16 protein-coding genes are annotated in these 20,387 nt (G+C 70.9%); 6 read left to right on the top strand and 10 right to left on the bottom strand.

Translation table 11 applies throughout. The features are described from left to right. Window positions 1-12: 12 nt before the first annotated feature. Window positions 13-1,254, bottom strand: coding sequence for a cytochrome P450 (locus ACWGIS_RS18630; RefSeq protein WP_453363520.1), 1,242 nt, complete (start codon window positions 1,252-1,254; stop codon window positions 13-15). Between the two features lie 174 nt (window positions 1,255-1,428). On the opposite strand from ACWGIS_RS18630, the gene ACWGIS_RS18625 reads away from it, so the two are divergent. The 4 genes from ACWGIS_RS18625 to ACWGIS_RS18610 all read left to right on the top strand — a co-directional run bounded on the left by ACWGIS_RS18625 (window position 1,429) and on the right by ACWGIS_RS18610 (window position 5,011). After that, entirely contained in the window at window positions 1,429-2,220 is a 792-nt protein-coding gene (locus tag ACWGIS_RS18625; RefSeq protein ID WP_453363519.1) for a thioesterase II family protein, read from the top strand. Continuing rightward, the gene (locus tag ACWGIS_RS18620; RefSeq protein WP_453363518.1) at window positions 2,213-2,971 is read left to right on the top strand and encodes an SDR family NAD(P)-dependent oxidoreductase; all 759 of its coding nucleotides are present in this window, start codon (window positions 2,213-2,215) and stop codon (window positions 2,969-2,971) included. Before ACWGIS_RS18625 ends, ACWGIS_RS18620 begins: the two co-directional genes overlap by 8 nt. A gap of 73 nt (window positions 2,972-3,044) precedes the next feature. Further along, window positions 3,045-4,286, top strand: a complete 1,242-nt coding sequence (locus tag ACWGIS_RS18615) for a pyridoxal phosphate-dependent aminotransferase (RefSeq protein ID WP_453363517.1) — start codon at window positions 3,045-3,047, stop codon at window positions 4,284-4,286. Further along, on the top strand, window positions 4,286-5,011 hold the full coding sequence (locus ACWGIS_RS18610) for a tryptophan 2,3-dioxygenase family protein (RefSeq protein WP_453363516.1): 726 nt from the start codon (window positions 4,286-4,288) through the stop codon (window positions 5,009-5,011). Before ACWGIS_RS18615 ends, ACWGIS_RS18610 begins: the two co-directional genes overlap by 1 nt. A gap of 184 nt (window positions 5,012-5,195) precedes the next feature. Here ACWGIS_RS18610 and ACWGIS_RS18605 read toward each other — a convergent pair whose 3' ends face one another. Further along, window positions 5,196-5,705, bottom strand: coding sequence for a helix-turn-helix domain-containing protein (locus ACWGIS_RS18605; protein WP_453363515.1), 510 nt, complete (start codon window positions 5,703-5,705; stop codon window positions 5,196-5,198). Window positions 5,706-6,170: 465 nt separating this feature from the next. Here ACWGIS_RS18605 and ACWGIS_RS18600 point away from each other — a divergent pair, with 465 nt between their 5' ends. Continuing rightward, window positions 6,171-7,367, top strand: coding sequence for an FAD-dependent oxidoreductase (locus ACWGIS_RS18600; protein WP_453363514.1), 1,197 nt, complete (start codon window positions 6,171-6,173; stop codon window positions 7,365-7,367). A 98-nt stretch (window positions 7,368-7,465) separates the two neighbouring features. On the opposite strand, the gene ACWGIS_RS18595 is transcribed toward ACWGIS_RS18600, so the two are convergent. The 3 genes from ACWGIS_RS18595 to ACWGIS_RS18585 all read right to left on the bottom strand — a co-directional run bounded on the left by ACWGIS_RS18595 (window position 7,466) and on the right by ACWGIS_RS18585 (window position 10,810). Then, window positions 7,466-7,846 (bottom strand): VOC family protein, encoded by a 381-nt coding sequence (locus ACWGIS_RS18595; RefSeq protein WP_356164501.1) that lies wholly within the window; start codon window positions 7,844-7,846, stop codon window positions 7,466-7,468. Window positions 7,847-7,952: 106 nt separating this feature from the next. Further along, window positions 7,953-9,173 (bottom strand): metallophosphoesterase, encoded by a 1,221-nt coding sequence (locus ACWGIS_RS18590; protein ID WP_453363513.1) that lies wholly within the window; start codon window positions 9,171-9,173, stop codon window positions 7,953-7,955. 170 nt (window positions 9,174-9,343) lie between these two features. Further along, on the bottom strand, window positions 9,344-10,810 hold the full coding sequence (locus tag ACWGIS_RS18585; RefSeq protein ID WP_453363512.1) for a non-reducing end alpha-L-arabinofuranosidase family hydrolase: 1,467 nt from the start codon (window positions 10,808-10,810) through the stop codon (window positions 9,344-9,346). Between the two features lie 881 nt (window positions 10,811-11,691). On the opposite strand from ACWGIS_RS18585, the gene ACWGIS_RS18580 reads away from it, so the two are divergent. Further along, entirely contained in the window at window positions 11,692-13,122 is a 1,431-nt protein-coding gene (locus ACWGIS_RS18580; protein ID WP_453363511.1) for an endo-1,4-beta-xylanase, read from the top strand. A 392-nt stretch (window positions 13,123-13,514) separates the two neighbouring features. Here the strand turns inward: ACWGIS_RS18580 and exaC are convergent, their stop codons facing one another. The 5 genes from exaC to ACWGIS_RS18555 all read right to left on the bottom strand — a co-directional run bounded on the left by exaC (window position 13,515) and on the right by ACWGIS_RS18555 (window position 20,329). Beyond that, a complete protein-coding gene (gene exaC, locus ACWGIS_RS18575; RefSeq protein WP_453363510.1) occupies window positions 13,515-15,038 on the bottom strand; it encodes an acetaldehyde dehydrogenase ExaC in 1,524 nt (507 codons plus the stop codon). A 57-nt stretch (window positions 15,039-15,095) separates the two neighbouring features. Further along, window positions 15,096-16,394, bottom strand: a complete 1,299-nt coding sequence (locus tag ACWGIS_RS18570; protein WP_453363509.1) for a GAF domain-containing protein — start codon at window positions 16,392-16,394, stop codon at window positions 15,096-15,098. Window positions 16,395-16,522: 128 nt separating this feature from the next. Beyond that, window positions 16,523-17,122, bottom strand: coding sequence for an N-acetylmuramoyl-L-alanine amidase (locus ACWGIS_RS18565; RefSeq protein ID WP_453363508.1), 600 nt, complete (start codon window positions 17,120-17,122; stop codon window positions 16,523-16,525). 305 nt (window positions 17,123-17,427) lie between these two features. Beyond that, entirely contained in the window at window positions 17,428-18,441 is a 1,014-nt protein-coding gene (locus ACWGIS_RS18560) for an acetamidase/formamidase family protein (RefSeq protein WP_453363507.1), read from the bottom strand. Between the two features lie 685 nt (window positions 18,442-19,126). Beyond that, window positions 19,127-20,329: an ROK family protein gene (locus tag ACWGIS_RS18555; RefSeq protein WP_453363506.1), complete on the bottom strand. Its 1,203-nt coding sequence runs from the start codon at window positions 20,327-20,329 to the stop codon at window positions 19,127-19,129. Between the last annotated feature and the right edge of the window lie 58 nt (window positions 20,330-20,387).

Here is a 20,387-nt window from a genome sequence, read left to right as displayed (position 1 = left end):
CCCCGGCGCGGCTCAGTCCAGGCGCAGCCGCAGGGCGCTGTGCCCGAAGAGGAAGTTGGAGTAGACGCGGGGCGGCTCCTCCAGGATCTCGATCCGGTGCACCCGGCGGACCAGCGAGTCCAGCACAGCCGCCAGCTCCAGCCGGCCCAGAAAGGCCCCGAGGCAGAAATGAGGGCCGTGTCCGAGGGCGAGGTGCGGATTGTGCCGCCTTCCGACGTCGAAGCGGCGCGGGTCGGCGAAGACGGCCGGATCGTTGTTCGCCGAGATGTTCCACAGGGTGACGATGTCGCCCGCGGACACCTCGGCCGAACCGATCCGCAGGTCCGTGGTGGCGGTCCGGGCGAAGTGCATGGCCGGGGTCACCCAGCGCAGCACCTCCTCCACCGCGGTCCTCACCTCGACTGCGCCCCCGCGCAGCCGCCGCCACTCCTCGGCGTACGTGCCCAGTGCGTGCAGCGCGCCGATCGTGGTCACCCGGGTGGACTCGTCACCGCCCAGGATCAGGCTGTAGCAGTTGAGGGCGAGATCGTCCTCCGTCATCGGCTCCTCCCCGACACGGGCGGCGGCGATCATGCTGATCACGTCGTCCCCGGGGCGGCGCCGGCGCTCGCGCACCACGTCCACGAAGTAGGACAGGATCTCGTTGCGTGCCTCCAGGGCGTCGAAGAGATCCTCGTCCGCGCTCTCGGAGGACAGGGCGCGCTTGTTCCAGTCGAGCAGCCGGGGCCGGTCCGCGGCGGGCAGCTCCAGGAGGTCGCAGACGGTGTTGAGGGGCAGGTGCTCGGCGATGTCGCGTCCGGCGTCCACCTCTCCCGCCCCGACCACGGCGGCGACCAGGGCGTCCGCCCGCTCCCGCACGGCGTCCTCCACGCGCCGGAGGACACGCGGGGAGAAGGCGCGCAGCATCACCTGGCGCAGCTCGCGGTGGCGAGGGCGGTCCATCACCGCCAGCATCCGGCCCCCCGCCGAGTCGCCGCCGCGCAGCAGGACGTCGAGCACCGTGCCCCTGGCCGAGCTGAGCCGGGCGGCGTCCTTGTAGCAGTCCTGGACGTCCCGGTGGCCGGCCACGGCCCAGAAGCCCGGCCGGCCGCCCGCCGGCGGGTGCCAGCGCACCGGTTCACTGCGGCGCATGCGGTCCCAGTAGGCGTGCGGGTCGTGCTCGACGAAGGTGGCCGGATCGGCGAGGTCGAGAGCGGCACCCGAGGTGTCGTCGTACGACGTGCCGGAGACGGCGGCGTTGCCGGAGGAGACCACCGGGAGACTCCTTTCGGCCCGGACGCCGGGCCCGCGTGAGGAGGGACTGTCGCCGCGATCCTCCCCTTCGGCCGTCGCCGCCGAGGTGGCGCTGAATGAACCATGAAGGATTCGGCGGCGGGCCCGGACGTGCGTGCCATTCTCAAGTCCGAGGCGGCTAACGGGAGGTCGGCCATGGGCGTGCACCGCGGATCTGTTCGTACTCTGAGGGGCCACCCCCGTCCCGGGCTGCGGCTTCTCGCCCTGCCGCACTCCGGCGGCCGCGCCGAGAGCTTCGCCGGCTGGCGCGCCCCGCTGCCCGCCGCGTTCCCCGGCACCGCGGTGGAGCTGTGCGCGGCGCAGTATCCCGGACACGGCGACCGGCTGGCCGAACCGCCGAGTCAAGGGGTCGGCCCGATCGCCGACGAGATCGTCGCGGACCTCGCCGGGCTGCCGCCCGCCGATCTGGTGCTCTTCGGCCACAGCTTCGGCTCGGCCGTCGCCTGCGAGGTGGCCCGCCGCTGCCCCGGGGCCGGACTCCGCGTCGTCCTCCTGGTGGCGTCCTCGGCCTGGGCCCCCGGCGACCCGTCACGGCCGCCTCGTGACGAACACCTGCTGCCCGACGAGGAGTTGTGGGCGCGCCTGGTCGCTCTGGGCGGCATCGATCCCGTGCTCGCGGACGAGACCGAGGTGCGCGACCTGATGCTTCCCGCCCTGCGCGCCGACATCGCCGCGCACGAGCGCTACCTCGGCTGCCCGGACCGCGTTTCGCTGTCCTGCGACGTCCACGCCTGCATGGCCCGGGACGACCCGCTCGTGCCGGTCCGGGCCGGCCGCCACTGGGGACGGCTGACCACGGGCGACGCCGGCGTCGACATCAGGGCCGGAGCGCACTTCCACGCGTACGAGCAGCCCGCGCTCCTGCTCGCGGACCTGGCGCGGAGGGTCCCGGCACACGTGAAGGGAGGGCGTGCGGCACATGAGTAGTCCATGGGGTGGCCTGCGGCTCGTCGTCACCGGGGGCGGCTCGGGCATCGGGGCCGCCGTGGTGGCCCGCGCGGCCGGCCTCGGCGCCGACGTCCTCGCCGTCGGGCGACGCGCCGACCGGCTGGAAGAGGTGACGGCGAAAGCGGAGGCCGACGGAGCGGGACGCGCCGTGCCGTTCGTCGCGGACGTCACGGCACCCGGCGCCGCCACGCGGATCGCGGAACGGGTCCGCGACGTCCTCGGCGGCGTCGACGCGCTGGTCAACAACGCGGGGCACGCGGTCTTCGCCCGACTGGAGGACGCCACCGAGGCGGACCTGCGGGGGATGGTCGACACGAACCTGGTGGCCCCCGCCCTGCTCATCCGGGCGCTGCTGCCCGAACTGCGCGCGAGCCGGGGCTGCGTGGTGAACGTGTCCTCCGTGGGCGGTGTCCTGGCGATGCCCGCCAGGTCCTACTACGGGGCGAGCAAGGCCGCGCTGAACTCCCTGACCCGGTCGCTGGCCGTGGAACTGGCGCCCGAGGTCCGGGTGAACGCGGTCCTGCCGGGCCCCGTCGACACCGGCCTGTGGGACCTGGCGGCGGGCGACGGCGCGGACGCCCTGCGCGAGGGAATCGTCGCCGGAACCCCCCTGGGGCGGTTCGGCCTGGCCTCGGAGGTGGCGGCCTGGGTGTGCCACCTCGTTGACCCGGAGACCTCGTCCTGGGTCACCGGATCCCTGGTGTCCGTGGACGGCGGACGAGCGGCATGAGCCGGGCCCCAGGAGCACCACCTCGCCGGCCCGTCCCGGCCGGTCCTGCCACCAGCGGAAAGGCATGAATCAGATGACGCAGACAGCTCCACCGTGGTTCGCGCGGGCCTCGGCGATCCCCTCGTCCTGGCTGTACGAGTCCTTCCGGATAGCCAACGAGCGCGAGCGGGAGCACCCCGGGCTGATCAAGCTGAACGTGGGTGAGCCGGCCTTCGGACCTCCGGACTCGGTGGCCAAGGAGTTCGCCGCCGCGGCTCTGGACGGGCGGGCCCGCTACATCGACGTGCAGGGGCTCATGGAGCTCCGGGAGCGTCTCGTGGAGAAGCTCGCCACCGTCAACTCCGTCGACACGGAGCCTTCCCGCCTCTTCGTCACCCCGGGTTCGTGCCAGGGGCTCAGTGCCCTGATGCGCTGTCTCGCCGAGTCGGGGGCGGAGATCCTGCTGCCGGAGATCCACTGGCCCGTACACCTGCAGCAGGCACTGCTCGCCGGTTTCCGCCCGGTCTTCTACGAGCTGGACGAGCACTTCGCCCCCGACCCCGAGTCCATCCGGCGGGTGGCCACCCCCGCGACGCGGGTGCTCCTGCTGAACACCCCGTCCAACCCCGCCGGCGCGGTCGCCGACCGCCCCCTGCAACGTGCCCTCTACGACATCGCCGACGAGCACGGCTGGCAGATCGTCAGCGATGAGGCGTACGAGGACTTCGCCTTCGACGGCCCCCACCTGTCGATCGCCGCGCTGGAGCGTGCCCGCCCCGCTGCGGAACGCGTCGTCAACAGCGTCTTCACCTTCTCCAAGGGGCCGGCCATGACCGGCTACCGGCTCGGCTACGTCGCGGTGTCGCGGCCCGAGGTCGCCACCGCCATGCGCATGGTGCAGGAGTCGAACATCATCGCGCCCTCCGCGCCCGTCCAGTACGCCGGACTGGCCGCCCTGGACGCGTCCGGCGCGCTCGCCGCGAACCACGACTTCGTACGGGGAAACCGCGACGCGGCGCTGTCCCTCCTGGTCGACGAGGGACTGCTGCCCGGCCTGCCCGGCGGCGGCTGGTACGCGATGGCCGACATCTCCTCCACCGGCCTGACCGGTGAGGAGTTCACGACCGAACTCATGCTCAGGCACGACGTGGTGGTGGTTCCCGGCAGTGGCTTCTCCGCACGGCCGGAGTTCGGTCTCGACGGCTCGATGCGGCCCATGAAACCCGGTGGTGTCGCGTCCGGCCTGGTGCGCATCGCGTTCTGCGTCGACCGCGACCGGCTCGTCACCGGGGTGGAACGCATGGTCGGCCTGGTCCGCGAGAAGAGGGGACAGTGATGCGGACGGAGCCGACCTACGCCTCCTACCTAAAGCTGGACGAGCTGCTCACCCTCCAGGAGCCGCGCTCGGCGGAGGAGGGGGCCGATCCCACCACGGTGCAGTCCGAGCAGTTCTTCATCGTGAGCCACCAGACCTGCGAACTGTGGCTCAAGCAGATCCTCGGTGATCTGGCCGTCGTGGAGCGCAACTTCCTGACGATGTCGTCCGGTGGCCTTGAGCGTTCGGTCGACCTGCTCTACCGGGCCAGTGAGCTGCTGCGCCTGCTGCACGAGCAACTGGTGGCGCTCGAACGGCTCCCGCTGGAGGACTTCGCCCACTTCCGGCAGTACCTCGGCACGGCCAGCGGAGCACAGTCCAGCCAGTCCCACCAGCTCGAACGCGTCCTGGGCGACGCACGGCGCCCGGGGTCGCTGTTCCCGGCGTTCCGCACCGGCCTCGACCGCATCGGCGCCGACCTCGAGGAGATCGTCGAAGCGGGCGTCGAGGCGGGCTCCCTGCACCGCGTCGTCGAGGGCATGCTGCGGGTGGGCAGCGGCTACTTCCAGTGGAAGATCGGGCACATCGGCCTGGTGACCAAGATGATCGGGGAGCAGCGGGGCACCGCCGGCACGTCGGGAACGGCGTATCTGATGGACCGGGCCACGATGCCGTTCACCGAACTCCACGAGCTGCGGGGCAAGATGCACGAGCGCCGCCAGAAGCAGACCAGCCGCCTGCCGTAGCGGATACCCGGGCCGCCCGCAGGCCGACTCGGCCCCGTGACGGCTCACCCGGCCGTCGCGGTGGTGAACCGGGCTTCGTGTCACGCCGTTCGGCAGAAGACCGGGTGTCATCGCGGCAGGCCCCCACGCGAAAGTGTCCGGCCCCTCGAGCCAGGGGCCGGACACTTCGCTTCAGTGGGGTGGTTCAGGACGCGGGCTCCAGGATGTAGCCCCGGCCCCACACGGTGCGCAGGCTCAGGCGGACGCCGCCCAGCCGCTGCCGCAGCCGCATGATGTGCAGGTCCACGGCGTTGCTGGTGACCGCGTCGTTGTTGATCCGGCTCAGCGCGTCCTTCAGCCGGTCCCGGCGGACGAGGTGACCGAAACAGGCGAGGAAACATCGCATCATCTCGCTCTGCGCCTCCGACATGGGCACCGACTGCCCGCCGTAGTAGAGCACTCCGGTCGGATCCAGCGCGGGCACGAAGTCGGTCCCGGTGCGCCGCTGCAGGGTGTGGACGCGAGCCGCCAGGTCCAGCCGGGCCACCGGAGGACGCACCCAGTCCTCGGTGGGGGAGATGTCGCTCGGCGGTGCCGTCTGGCCCTCCAGCACCAGCAGGCACGGCAGTCCGGCCTCGCGCAGCTGGTCCCGCTCGTGGCTCTGCACCGGCCAGCGAAGGAAGCGCACTTCTTGCTTGTGAACGAGCGTGGTCATGGTCGTAACCCCCGTTTCTCGTGACAACCGGAAGTTGCTGCCGGGGGCCGTCGCCGTCGTCGGAGCATGCACGCGCCCACGTCACCGTCGGCGCGCAGACCGGCGCTGAGCCGCTACCGGCCGGGACGTGTACGAGACGGTGCCTTCCGCCGTGATCTCGATGCCGGCTCACGAGCTACGTCGTCACCGGCCCCCGCGCCTCCGATCCTGCCGGGTCTCGATTCCAGGTCGATTCCGGGTCGGTTCCTCCTCGACCGGGACCGGACACGGACCGGCCGGAAACACCTCGTCCGAGGGACCGGCCGCCATCGCCCCGAGCGACCGAAACCCCCCCCCGTACGCAGGCGGGGAAGGTGAAAGGAACCCGACATGGACGCGTGGCACGCCCCGGTGATCGGCAAGACACCACCTACAGAAGCCGATCCTGTGAAACCTCTGACCACGGTCATGATCAGGAGCCATGTGATGAAGAACGAGAACAGCACGCGACGCCGACGAGCCGCCGTCATAGGCGCCGGCGTCACCGGACCTCTCCTGTCGCTCTGCCTGGCGCGGCTGGGCTTCGAGGTGGACCTGTACGAGGCCTACCTGCGCCGGGCCCAGGACGTCGGCTCGTTCCTCAACCTCGCTCCGAACGGACGCGCCGTGCTGGAGCGGCTCGGCGTGGCCGACCGGGTCCTGGAGCAGGGCACCGCCGCCGGCTCCATCACCTTCGCCAACCACAAGGGCCGGGTGCTCGCCGAGAATCCGGAGCGCACCACCAACATCATGAGGGGCGAACTCAGCGCCGCCCTGCGCGAGGCCGCGACCGGCGCCGGAGCGAAACTGCACGCCGCCAAGCGTCTCGTCACGCTGGACGACACCGGCGGCGACGTCTGGCGGCTCGGCTTCGAGGACGGTACGGGGGCGGAGGCCGACATCGTGCTCGGCTGCGACGGGGTGCACTCCACCACGCGCCGGCTGCTGCTCCCCGACGCGCCGCGCGCGGCCTACACCGAGGTGGTCGGCTCCGGGGGCCGGTCGCGGATCGGGACCGGGGAACTGCCCGTCGACGGGAAGTTCCACATGGTGTTCGGACTGCGCGGCTTCTTCGGCTACCAGGTGATGGCTCCCGGCGTCGTGTGGTGGTTCGAGAACCATCCGGAGACCCGCGAGCGCACCTTCGCCGAGCTGGCCGGGACCGACGACACGGAATGGGTGGCCGCACTGGCCGAGCGGCACCGCCCGGACCCCGGGGTGGTTCGCCGCATCCTGACCGCCTCGGCGGGACCGGTCGGCCGGTGGCCGGTCTACGAGGTGCCGCCCCTGGGGACCTGGCACCGGGGAACCGCGGCGGTGCTGGGCGACGCCGCCCACGCGGTGGCCCCGCACCTGGGGGCGGGCGCGGCGCTCGGCATGGAGGACGCCTACGAACTGGCCCTGGCGCTGCACGAACAGCCCGACGCGCGAAGGGCGTTCACCTTGTTCGAGGAGTCACGGCGCGACCGGATCGCCGCGATGGCGAAACAGGCCCGGCAGACGGGCGCGGTGATGACTCCGAACCGCCGGCTCGCCCGGGCGATACGGGACCTGATGCTGCCGGTGGCCATCAGGCAGGGCGTGCGCAAGGGCACCGAGGCGTATTCCTACCGGCCTTCGCGGTGGCCCGTGCGGGAAGACTGACACCGGCACGCGAAAGCCTCCCGCCCCGCGTCGACCGATCGACGCGCGGGGCGGGAGGCTCTGAGCCGCCCGGCGGCCGAGGGCGCCGGGCGGGGACCTCAGCGCAGCTCGCCGGTGACGATCCAGAGGTGGCCGAAGGGGTCGCGCAGCCGCCCCTCCCGCTTGCCGTAGGGGCGGTTCTCCACGGGGACGACCACGGTGCCGCCACCGGCGACCATCCGCTCGGCCACGGCGTCCTGGTCGGTGAACTCGGCCTCCAGCAGCACCGGGGAACCGCCGACGTCGTCGGGGGAGAGCCAGCCCCACTCCGGCACCGCCGGGGACAGCGACAGCGGAGAGCCTCCGATCCGGAGGACGACGACCATCACGCGTCCGCTGTCGTCCTGGGCGCGGAACACCTCTTCGGCACCCATGGCCTTCTGGTAGAAGGCAGCCGCTGTGTCGGGATCCGGGACGATTAATCGTGGCGTCAGACTCATGGGCCGACTCTATTGCCCCGATCCGAACCTGCAGAGGTTATTCGGTCACTTCGTGCCACGCGCCGCGGACACCCGATTCGCCCGCCTTGTGCCTTCCGTCGGAGTGCTACGGCGAAGTGGGAAGGTGCGGGGAGCGGAGCACGAGCAGGGTGATCTCGCTGGGGGCGAAGACGCGGAACGGCGGTCCCCAGAAGCCGGTGCCGCGGCTGGTGTACAGGAGGGTGCGGGCGCCGTGCCGGCTGAGGCCGGCGAGGGCGGGCTGGTCGATGCGGACCAGGTGGTGGAAGGGCCAGATCTGGCCGCCGTGGGTGTGGCCGGAGAGCTGGAGGTCGATGCCGTCGGCTGCCGCCCGGTCGACGAACTTGGGCTGGTGGGCCAGGAGCAGGACGGGCAGGTCGGGGTCGGCGCCGGTCAGGGCTCCGGCGAGGTGGGCGCGGTGCCCTGCCAGGCCCGAGGACTCGGCCGTGACGTCGTCCACGCCGGCGACCACGAGGGTGTCGCCTCCGCGTTCGAGCAGCACATGGCGGTTGCGCAGCGGCTCCCAGCCCAGCTCGTCCATCAGGTCGACCCAGCCCTGGGCCTCGCTGTAGTACTCGTGGTTGCCGGTGACGTACACCCGGGCCCGGGTGGCCCGCACGGTGGCGAGTGGGGCGGCCTGGGCCCGGCGGCGTTCGGCCGTGCCGTCCGCGATGTCACCGGTGTGGCAGACCAGGTCGGCTTCCAGCGTGTTCACCGTCTCGCACACCCGTGCCGACCAGCGCGTGCGATCGATGGGGCCGTAGTGGGTGTCGGTGATGAGGACGACGCGGAGTCCGTCCAACCCGGCACCCAGCCGCGGGAGTTGCACGTCGAGTCGGCGCACGCGTGGCACGCGGCGGGCTTCGCCGTACCCCCAGACGAGGAGTACGGCGGTCACGCCGAGGACGGCCCACGTGACGATGCGGGCCCGGTCCTGGCTCTCGCCGACGCCGGCCGCGGTCAGGGCGAGCCGCAGCAGGACGCCGAGCAGAACGGACCAGGTGAAGAGAACCCAGCCGGCGCCCAGCAGGGTGTCACCGATGATCGCCGCCCGGTCCTGCTGGCGCCGGCCGTGGCCGCGTGTCATCGCGAGCGGCATGGCAACGAGGCCGAGGGCGAACAGGGCGGTGCCGACCAGCGTGACTGGCAGCGGCCAGTGCTGGCCGGTGTGCAGGAGCACCCAGCAGGGCACGGTCCACAGCAGGACGGGGGCGATCAGGGGGATGTAGCGCATCAGGCGGTGCAGTCGGCTCTGCCGCGGCACGCGCGCTGCGCTGTCGGCGGGTCGGGTGTCGCTGGTGTCGGTCATGCTTCCCCTCCCTGACCGGGCTGCCGTCTCGCGCACTGTATCCGGTCGCCCTCGGGCCCGCCGGACCGGCGTTCACGGGCGCGGATGCCTGGAACGAGTTCGGGCGGGCTCGGCATTCCGCCGAGCCCGCCACGCCGACTCCGCACCGGAGCCGGACTCGTGTCGCGCCGTCAGCGCTGCAGAGTCAGCAGACCCGGACGGTAGGGCAGGAGGCCGTAGTCGCCACCGGAGTTGGGGCTGCGCCCCTGGTAGAGCAACTGCAGATGGCAGGGATCGACGGTCATGGTCTGATCGGCGCCGGCACGGATCAGTTCGCCATGGCTGATGTCGTTGGTCCAGGTGGCACCGCTGTTGGCCTTGCCGGCGAAGGGATTGCTCTCGGTCGCGGCCTGAGGTGTCCACGAGCCGTTCAGACTGGTGGCCGTGAACGAGCGGAAGTAGCGGCCCTGCGAGCCGATCGCCTCGACGATCATGAGGTAGCGGTTCTGGCCCTGCAGCTTGTAGACCTGCGGGGCTTCGAACAGGTTGTTCGTCGTGTCGCTCATGACCACGGTCGACGTCGCGCCGAAGCTGCCGGGGAAGTTCCCGATCGGCATGCTGGCCCGGTAGATCTTGCCGTTGTCACCGGCGAAGAACAGGTACATGTTCGTCCCGTCACCGATGAGCGTCTGGTCGATGGGCCCTGTTCCGGAGCCGGAGATGCTTCCGGAGAAGAGTGTCTGCGGGGACGACCAGCCGTTCGGGTTGGTGGGGTCGCTCGACGTCCGGTAGGAGAAGGCGGTCGCGCCCCACTGGTAGGTGAGCACCCAGATGTTCTTCGGCGCGAAGTAGAAGAGCGTGGGCGCGACGGTGGAAGCCGACATCGTGTTCTGGCCGGCCGAGGCCATCTCCGACCAGTTGGTGAACGGGCTGAAGTTCATCGAACCCCAACTCGTCCCCGTGTCGTGCGTCGTCGCGTAGACGAGTTGCCTGCCGTTGTAAGGGACGACGGTGAAGTCCTTGAGCGAGACCCATCCCGGTTTGGGCTGCGCCAGCGCGCCCGTCGATGTCCAGCGGTATGTCGACGGAAGATCGCACGGGCCGGGGTTGTCGCCGCCGACCTTGACGAGCTGCCACTGCTGGTTGGTGCCGCCCCAGTCGTCGTACTGGACGATGTTCGCGTTGTCGGCGGTGGAGGCACCCTGCACTTCGAGAGCCTTGTTGCTGTGGCGCGAAACGAGCCGCACGTAGCCGTCCGAGCTGTCGGCCAGCCGCCACTGCTGGTTGGTGGCGTTCAGGTCGGACCACTGGACGATCGAGCCGCCGTTCGCGCTGGACCAGTTGTAGACGTCCAGCACCTTGCCCGAGAGGCGGGACTTGATGCGGTAGTAGCCGCCCCCGGCATCGACGAACTGCCACTGCTGCTGGCTCTGATCGTTCCTGGCCCACTGGGTGATGCGGGCGCCGTCGTTCGTCGCCATGTTGTAGACGTCCAGGGCTTTGCCGCTGTTGCGATTGACCAGCACGTACGAGGCGTTGGGGTCCACGGTCGCCGCGGCGGCGGGCTGAGCGCCGAGGAAGGTGGCCACGAGCAGCAGGGGCGCAAGGACGGCGAGTAAGCGTCGTAGGCGGACCGGGGCGGGATCGCGAAACCACATCAAGGGGGCCTCCATGGGGGGCGGGAAGCGGTGGGCGGGGAGCGGTGACCTGGATGAACGGCGGAGCGGATGTGCCGGGCAGTGGGGCGATGTCGAAAGTTTCGAGAGATTCCCGAATGCTTCGACCGCACAAGCTAGGAATGCGGGGCCCGTCGGTCAAGGCCCAGGACTGATCTGTCCACAAACAGCGTCTGCCCCTTGCGCCTGACGAGCTGTCGATCCGAACAGACCCGCCCGTAGTTTGGGGAGGTCACTGGCCCATTCACCACGCTCACGCAGGGGAGGGTGGCCGCCCAAGTGGCGCCGCGCGCATTCCCGCCGGGCCCCGGCCCCGCCCTGCGTCATTGGTTAACGGCGACGTCGGAGGGATCGTGAGGCATCACGCTCCGGCTCGGGCAGTCCAGAAAGTTTCGAGCAAGAATCCGAAACTTATTCTGCGAGGAGTATTGACGATCCCCCGTCAACACTCAATCATCCCTGTCTGGGAAACCGGCCGCAGTTCGGTATATCGAACATCCCGGCGGCGAGCAAGGCCCTGAGTAATCGTGTGCCGCCCGGCAGACCACGTACAGCCGCAAGACAGTTCCGCGCACGAGCCGCAAGACAGTCCAGCACAGGCGTGACAGATCCGCGCACCGCAGCACCTGCGACACCCGCGCGACAGATCCGCGCGCCAACGGCACCTGCGTCACCCCATCCGGTTCCGGTGAGGTGCGCAGCAGCGATACCGCAGTGGAGAGCGTCCGGTCCCATGACCGCGGTGTCCGGTGATCCCGGGCTGCCCGCGTTCCGGCCCGCCCCGTCCGTCTCCGGAGCGGGAGCGGACGACACGTTCCTCTTCGCTTCCGCCCTTCCGTGACGTCTACCTTGGAGGCACAGTCATGGGCTCCTACGCCCTTCCCGGACCCCACATACGCCGGAGGATCCGCGGCCTGCTGTTGGCGCTGGTCGTCGGCGTCCTCGGTGCGGTGACCGTACTGGTCGCGCCGCCGCCCGCACACGCCGCCGAGAACACGCTCGGCGCCGCGGCGGCGCAGAGCGGCCGCTACTTCGGCACCGCCATCGCGTCGGGCAAGCTGGGCGACTCGGCGTACACAACGATCGCCGGCCGTGAGTTCAACTCGGTGACGGCCGAGAACGAGATGAAGATCGACGCCACCGAACCGCAGCGCGGCCAGTTCAACTTCACCGCCGGTGACCGCGTCTACAACTGGGCGGTGCAGAACGGCAAGCAGGTGCGCGGCCACACGCTGGCCTGGCACTCCCAGCAGCCCGGCTGGATGCAGAGCCTCAGCGGCAGCGCACTGCGCCAGGCGATGATCGACCACATCAACGGCGTGATGACCCACTACAAAGGCAAGATCGCCCAGTGGGACGTCGTGAACGAGGCCTTCGCCGACGGCGGTTCCGGAGCCCGGCGCGACTCCAACCTGCAGCGCACCGGCAACGACTGGATCGAGGTCGCCTTCCGCAGCGCGCGCGCCGCCGACCCGGCCGCCAAGCTCTGCTACAACGACTACAACGTCGAGGACTGGACCTGGGCCAAGACCCAGGCCATGTACGCCATGGTCCGCGACTTCAAGCAGCGCGGCGTGCCCATCGACTGCGTCGGCTTCCAGTCGCACTTCAACAGCGGCAGCCCGTACAACAGCAACTTCCGCACCACCCTGCAGAACTTCGCGGCCCTCGGCGTCGACGTGGCCATCACCGAGCTCGACATCCAGGGCGCGCCGGCCTCGACCTACGCCAACGTGACCAACGACTGCCTGGCCGTCCCGCGCTGCCTGGGCATCACCGTCTGGGGCGTGCGCGACACCGACTCCTGGCGATCGCAGGACACGCCGCTGCTGTTCAACGGCGACGGAAGCAAGAAGTCCGCATACTCCGCCGTCCTCAACGCGCTCAACGGCGGCACCTCCACGCCCCCTTCGGGTTCCGGGCAGATCAAGGGCGTCGGTTCGGGCCGCTGCCTGGACGTGCCCGGCACCAGCACCACCGACGGTACCCAGCTCCAGCTCTGGGACTGCCACACCGGCACCAACCAGCAGTGGTCGTACACCGCCGCCGGCGAGCTGCGGGTCTACGGCAACAAGTGCCTGGACGCCGCCGGCACGGGCAACGGCGCCAAGGTCCAGATCTACAGCTGCTGGGGCGGCGACAACCAGAAATGGCGCCTCAACTCCGACGGATCCATCGTCGGCGTCCAGTCCGGCCTCTGCCTCGACGCCGTCGCGAGCGGGACCGCCAACGGCACCCTGATCCAGCTCTACACCTGCTCGAACGGCAGCAACCAACGCTGGACCCGCACCTGACGGGCCCTGCCTCGGCCGGAAAGCCTCTGGTGGAGGGCGGGGGGAAGCCGCACCGCAGGTCTCAGCGCTTCCCCCTCTCGCTTGTCGGCGTCGCCACCTGACCGAAGAGGTTCTTCGCACGGTTCCAGTGGCACGCGCGCACCACGGAGTGGAGCCAGGACGATCCTGGCTCCACTCCGTCGGCGCCTATCCGCTCGAAGATGCCGCGCGCCCTCGACGCTGAACCTGCCGAGGGCAGTGGGTGGATGCCGGCGAGCACCCTCGGCGGGACCGGCCTCGTGCCGCCCGGTCACGCCGGCTCGGCTGATTCGTCGGGTTGCCCAGCGTGCAACGAAGGCGATGGCGATGGCGGTCTGCGCCAGTAGGTGACCGCCGGGCAACCGATTCGCGCTCTAGAAGAACCCGAGCTTCTTCGGGCTGTACGACACCAGGAGGTTCTTCGTCTGCTGGTAGTGCTCCAGCATCATCTTGTGGTTCTCGCGGCCGATGCCGGACTGCTTGTAGCCGCCGAACGCCGCATGCGCGGGATACGCGTGGTAGCAGTTCGTCCAGACACGGCCGGCCTGGATCGACCGCCCCGCGCGGTAAGCGGTGTTGACGTCCCGCGTCCACACGCCGGCCCCGAGCCCGTACAGCGTGTCGTTGGCCGTCTTGATGGCGTCGTCGAAGTCGCCGAACGACGTCACCGACACGACCGGACCGAAGATCTCCTCCTGGAAGATCCGCATCCGGTTGTCGCCCTCGAAGATCGTCGGCTGAACGTAGTACCCGCCCTTGAGATCCCCGTCGTACTCGACGCGCTCACCGCCGGTGAGAACCTTGGCCCCCTCCTGCCGGCCGATGTCGAAGTAGGACAGGATCTTCTCCAACTGGTCGTTGGACGCCTGCGCCCCGATCATCGTGTCCGTGTCGAGCGGGTGACCGGGCTTGATGAGCCCGGTGCGCGCGACGGCCGCCTCCAGGAACTCCCCGTAGTGGCCGCGCTGGATGAGCGCCCGCGACGGACAGGTGCACACCTCGCCCTGGTTGAGCGCGAACATCGTGAAGCCTTCGAGCGCCTTGTCGCGGAAGTCGTCGTCCTTGTCCCACACGTCGTCGAAGAAGATGTTCGGCGACTTGCCGCCCAGCTCCAGCGTGACCGGCTTGATGTTCTCCGAGGCGTACTGCATGATCAGCCGCCCCGTCGTGGTCTCACCGGTGAACGCCACCTTCGCGACCCGCGCACTGGACGCCAGCGGCTTGCCCGCCTCCACCCCGAACCCGTTGACGACGTTCACGACTCCCGGCGGCAGCAGGTCGGAGACCAGGCTCAGCCAGTAGTGGATGGACGCTGGGGTCTGCTCGGCCGGCTTGATGACGACCGCGTTGCCCGCCGCGAGGGCCGGGGCGAGCTTCCAGACCGCCATCAGGATCGGGAAGTTCCACGGAATGATCTGCGCCACCACGCCGAGCGGCTCATGGAAGTGGTACGCGACCGTGTCGTCGTCGACCTCGCTGAGCGAACCCTCCTGGGCCCGCACCGCCCCCGCGAAATAGCGGAAGTGGTCGATCGCCAGCGGGATGTCCGCCGCGAGGGTCTCCCGCACCGGCTTGCCGTTCTCCCAGCTCTCGGCGACCGCCAGCTTCTCCAGGTTCGCCTCCATGCGGTCGGCGATCTTGAGCAGGATGCCGGAACGCTCGGTCGCCGACGTGCGCCCCCAGGCCGGAGCGGCCGCGTGCGCCGCGTCCAGAGCGCGCTCCACGTCCTCCGCGGTGCCCCGGGCGACCTCCGTGAACGGCTGCCCGTTCACCGGGCTCGGGTTCTCGAAGTACTGTCCGCGCGCCGGCGGCACGTACTCGCCGCCGATGAAGTGGTCGTAACGCGCCTCGTAGGAGACGATCGCGCCCTCGGTGCCGGGCGCCGCGTAACGGGTCATGCTGGTCTGCCTCCCGGAGAAGCGCTGCCCGCCGTCGGGCAGCTCTCGCCGCTGAGGCTAGGAACCGGAACGTTGCGACCACGTTGCGCGCCCCACCACGCGCCCCGCCACGGACAACTCGGCGTCCAGCTCGGCCAGACGCGACCGCACCGAAGCCGTCGGCCGCACCGTCGCCAGCGCCCGCCACACCTCGAGATCGTCCTCGCCCCACGGAGCGTGCGCCCACTCCGCCAGCAGGTCGGGGTCGCGGCAGGCCACCAGCGCGGCGCGCAGCCCGTCGGCGAGCCGTCGCCGCACCCGCACCACCGCAGGAGCCTGCGACGCGGGCAGCAGCGGACCCGTGTACGCGCTCGTCGCCGCAGCGACCGCCCCCGTCCCGAGCCGCCGCTCGACCACGGCGACATCGGACTCGACCGGCATCGTCAGCCGATAGGGGCGAGAAGCCAGCACCCCCGGACCGAGCAGACGGCGCAGCCGGGCCAGCTCGGCGCGCAACGTCACCGGCGGCACCGACTCGTCCTCGTACAGCGCACAGAGCAGTTCGTCCCCGGTCCGCCCTTCCGGATGCCGGGAGAGCAGGACGAGGATCTCGCTGTGCCGGCGGCTCAGCCTGATCCTCCGGCCGCCCGGCAGGACCAGCAGCGCCTCGTCCCGGCCGAGCGCGGTCAGTTCGAGCGTGTCGGCGGTCGCCCGCATCGGCGCCAGCAGGGCCAGGTGGGACTCCGCCGCTCGTGCCACGGCCTGGACGAAGCCGAGACTGTGCGGATGCGCGAGCCCGTCGCCGCCGGTGATGTCCACCGCGCCGAGCACCCTCCCGGTGCGCGGATCGTGCACCGGCGCCGCGGCGCACGTCCACGGCTGCACCCGACGGATGAAGTGCTCGGCGGCGAAGACCTGCACCGGCCGGTCCACGGCGACGGCCGTACCCGGGGCGTTCGTTCCGACCGCGGTCTCCGCCCACCGCGCGCCCGGCACGAAGTTCATCCGGCCCGCCTCCCGGCGCGTCGACGGATGCCCCTCCACCCACAACAGCCGGCCCTGCGCGTCGCAGACCGCCAGCAGATGCTCGCCGTCCGCCGCGAAGGTCCCCATCAACTCCCGGATCAACGGCATCACCCGCGCCAGCGGATGCTCCGCCCGATACGCCCCGAGGTCGCCGTCGGTGAGCTCCACGCAGGCCGTGCCGTCGGGCCCCACCCCGGCCCGCGCCGAACGCCGCCACGAGTCGGCGACCACGGAGCGCACCGGCCGGGGCACCGTCCCCGCCTCCGTGAACGTCTCGTGGGCGCGGCGCAGCGCCCGCAGCCGCTCGACGGGGTCGGCACCCGGTTCCAGGGCCACCCATGGATCGGTCAACTCGGCCTCCCGGAACGCGACGCGGCTGAGGACATCGTCACTCCCGGTGCGCGCCCCGACAAGCTTCGTGACCGTCCTCGTGACCGCCGCGGCGAGGTCGCCGGGCGTTCTGGCCGTGGAGCGCGCGGTCAGGCGAAGTTCACGAGCCTTATATAGCGGGTCCAGTCCCAGTTCGGACCCGGATCGGTGTGGTCGCTGCCCGGCACCTGGTAGTGGCCCAGGATGTGCGCCCGGTCCTTCGGGATGCCGTACTTGGCGCAGACGGCGGCGGTCAGCTTCGCCGACTGTTCGTACATGGCGTCGGTGAAGTAGGAGGGTTGATCCACCCAGCCCTCGTGCTCGATGCCGATGCTTCGCGTGTTGTAGTCCCAGTTGCCCGCGTGCCACGCCACGTCGCGCTCGCGGACACACTGCGCGACGTGTCCGTCGGACGACCGGACGACGTAGTGCGCGGACACCTTCTTCTGCGGGTTCTGGAAGATGGACAGAGTGTCGGGGTACGTCTCCTGCGTGACGTGGATGATCACGTAGTTGAGCCGGTAGCTCGTGGGGCGGTTGGACGCCGTGTAGTTGGAGGTGCTCGCCGGCACCCATTCGGCCGCCGGGTAGTCGACGGCCTGCGCCTGGGCTCCGGCCCGTGTGCCGGGGGCTAAGGCGTAGGGGACCGCGGCGAGGGCTGCGGCTCCCAGCAGCCTTCGCCGAGTGAGGAACGGTCTGGCTCGCTCCATGATGCGTTCCTTCCAGGTGGGGGGATGGGCTTGGGGCTCGGGTTCCGGGCTCCGGGCTTGGGGTCGGATCCCGGGCTTGGATCCCGGGCTTGGGCTCGGGGGTGATGCTCGGGACTCGGGACTCGGGACTCGGGACTCGGACTCGGGGTTCGGAGTTCAGGTGCCGGTGGCTGAGAACTTGAGGGCTCGGGCAGTCGGGGGAGTGGGATAGGGAGCGGCTCTGCTGTGTGCCGTGCCGTGCCGTGCAGTGCCGCGGAACGGTGGCACTGTCGGGCACCAGAGGTGAACCCTCCGGCGGTCGAGGGTCAGCCCCGAAGCGCCGCGGCCGTCTCCCGCAGGCGCGCGTGCAGTCCGCGATGCGTCTCACGCTCCGGCAGCCACTGCTTGCGCAGCTTGGCGACGCACGTGTAGTTGGTGTCGCAGACGTTGGCGAGCGGTGACTCGACCGCCTGGGGCGCGAACTGGTAGGCGTCCAGCTCGCTGAAGCCGTAGTCGCGTACCAGCCACTGGACCAGGTCGAGCTGGGATATCCGGAACGCGTCCTCCAACGGGCGGGCGGAACCGGTCGAGATGATGTGCGTGTCCGACTCGATGCGTGGCCACGGTGTGGCCACACCCTTCAGCAACTCGACGATCACCACCGTGTTCATCGCGCACTCCACGGCGACTCCACACGTCTCGCCCTCGCCCTGACGTGCGTGTCCGTCACCGAGGCTCAACAGCGCACCCTCGACGTTCACCCCGAGGAAGCAGGTCACGCCCGCCCGCATCTCGGGCGTGTCCATGTTTCCGCCATGGGCGTCCGGGACCAGTGCGGACCGCACTTCGAGGTTGGCGGGAGCCACGCCCACGGTGCCGTGCATCGGGTCCATCGGCAGCTCGATCTCGATGTCGCTGTCGCGCGCGCTGAACAGGGCGGTGCGCCGCTCCCGGTCGAGCTGCCAGATCCAGACCGTCTCGGGCAGCGGCGGCTGGAGCGTGGCCGTGGTGTGCGTGGAGGTGAGCGCCCCGAACAGCGGGACCGTCGTCGACGCCGCCCAGTCCCGCGCCGGCTCGATCGAGACGAAGTGCACCGCGACCGTGTCACCCGGCTCCGCGCCCTCCACGTGGAAGGGCCCCGTCTGAGGGTTCAGGAACGGGAACTCGCACACCTCGGACACCAAGTCCTTCTCGGACCGGACCCGGCCCGCGAAGCAGTCCTCCGTGTACAGGTCGAGGACGGTGCCGGGCGCGATGCGGGCCACGGGAGGCGCACCGCCGAAGGTCCACGCGTACTCGTCCGGCCGGGGCCGGACCGTGAGGATCCGGGGGTCGCTCATGGCTGCGTGTCTCCGTTCGCTGTCGGGCGGAGGGAGTCGGACGGTGCGTCGTGGCCGGGTGGAGGCGGGTTGCTCCGGATATGCGCCGCTGACCACTTCGCAGGAGGAGTACGGACATCACCACTCCGGCCATCATCCAGACCCCGACGCCCGGACCGGCGTACGACACGGGCGGGACCATCCCGGACACGAAGTCCAAGACAGCCGGATCCGCCGTGCCGATCGACGCCCGGCCGAGGACAAGGACAAGGACGAGGACGAGGAAGAGGGAAAAGGACAGGGAGAGGGAGAGGACGAAGCCGAAGCCGAGGAGGCGGACGGAGGCTCGCGGCGGCAGGAGCGGCAGGAGCGGCAGGAGCGGCAGCCGCCGTGCCGGCGGAACCGGGAGCCGCAGCCGCCGTACCGGCGACACCTGGCCCGGTCCGACAGGCCGGCGCCCAGCCCCGAGTGATGTCTCCCCTGACATGTGAACCCCCGATCCGCTCGGACACACAGCCGTCGGCAGGACGGCTGCGCCTCGCGTGAATCACGGTACGGCGCTTGCCGGTTGGGCAGGAAGAGCAAGGCCCCCGTCGGTGGACAACTCCGAGACTGTGGACAACTTCCTCACCCACAAGGGGGAATGGGCCCATGCCATGTCCTTCGACCGGACCTGGATCTCAAGGCGACAGCCGGTGCCCCGCCGTCACGAACGTCCCGCCACCGCCGCCGGGTCGTCCAGCACCCCCCGCACCACCGAGTGCGCGGCGCCGAGCAGCGGGCCCTCGGGGCCGAGCCGGGAGACGGCCACCGCGCAGGCGGGACCGGTCGTCCGGCGGCTCAACTCGTTCTCCAGCGAAGGCAGCAGCCAGGGAGCCAGGCGGGCCAGGGCGCCACCCAGCACGACGGTCTCGGGGTCGATCAGATTGACCGCGCCGGTCAGGGCGATGCCGAGCGCGGTTCCGGCTCCGCGCAGGGCGCGCCGCACGTCCTCGTCGTCGGCGGCGGCCCGCCCGGCCAGCAGGCCGACGCGGTCCTCGACCGGTTCGAGGCCCGCCGCGCGCAGCACGGCGTCCTCGCCGGCGTACTGCTCCAGGCAGCCGCGCCCGCCGCAGACACACTGCGGGCCCTCGGGGCGCACCGGCACGTGCCCGAGCTCGCCGGCGAATCCGCGCGTCCCGCGCAGCAGCCGCCCGTCCACGACCACGGCCCCGCCGATGCCGATCTCCGCCGACACGTGCAGGAAGTCCTGGGGGGTCGCGTCGCCCAGCCAGAGTTCCGCCAGCGCGCCGAAGTTGGCCTCGTTGTCGACCGTCAGGGGGAGTTCCCCGGGGAGCAGTGTGCCGAGGTCGGTGTCGTGCCAGTCGAGGTTGGGGGCACGGACGACGGTGCGGGCGTCACGGGCGACCAGTCCCGGCACGGCGACCGCGAGCCCCGCCGGCCACAGGCCCTCCCGTTCGGCGTCGGTGACCACCCGGCGTACGAGCTCGGTCAGTTCCTCCGTCACGGACTCGGGCGACCGGCCGCGGTTGGCGCCGTGCCGCTCGGCCCGGACCCGTATGTCACCCCGGAGGTCGACCGCGCAGACCGCGAGATGGCCGACGCCGATCTCCGCGCCGATCCCGGCGGGGCCGCGACCGCTGACGGCCAGTGCCGAGCCGGGGCGTCCGACGCGTCCAGGACGTTCCGGGCCGAGTTCCTCCAGAAGCCCGGAGCGGATCAGCTCGTCCACCAGTGTCGACACGGCCGCGCGGGTCAGACCGATGCGCGAGGCGACGGCCGCCCGGGACAGTGGCCCCTCGGCGCTGACGGTGTGCATGACGCGTGCGAGGTTGCGGCGCCGCATGCCCTGCTGGGTGTCGGGCAGCCGGCGGCCGGACGGTTGCGCTTCGTGCAGCGGTGCGGTCATGCCTCCGTCAGTCCTCGTCCGGCCGGTCCCCGCGGGGCTGCCCTGGTCAGGCCGACCC

Source organism: Streptomyces sp. NPDC054842 (assembly GCF_053611025.1).
The sequence above is the reverse complement of the archived record's forward strand: the minus strand, read 5'-3'. Positions and strand labels throughout refer to the sequence as shown.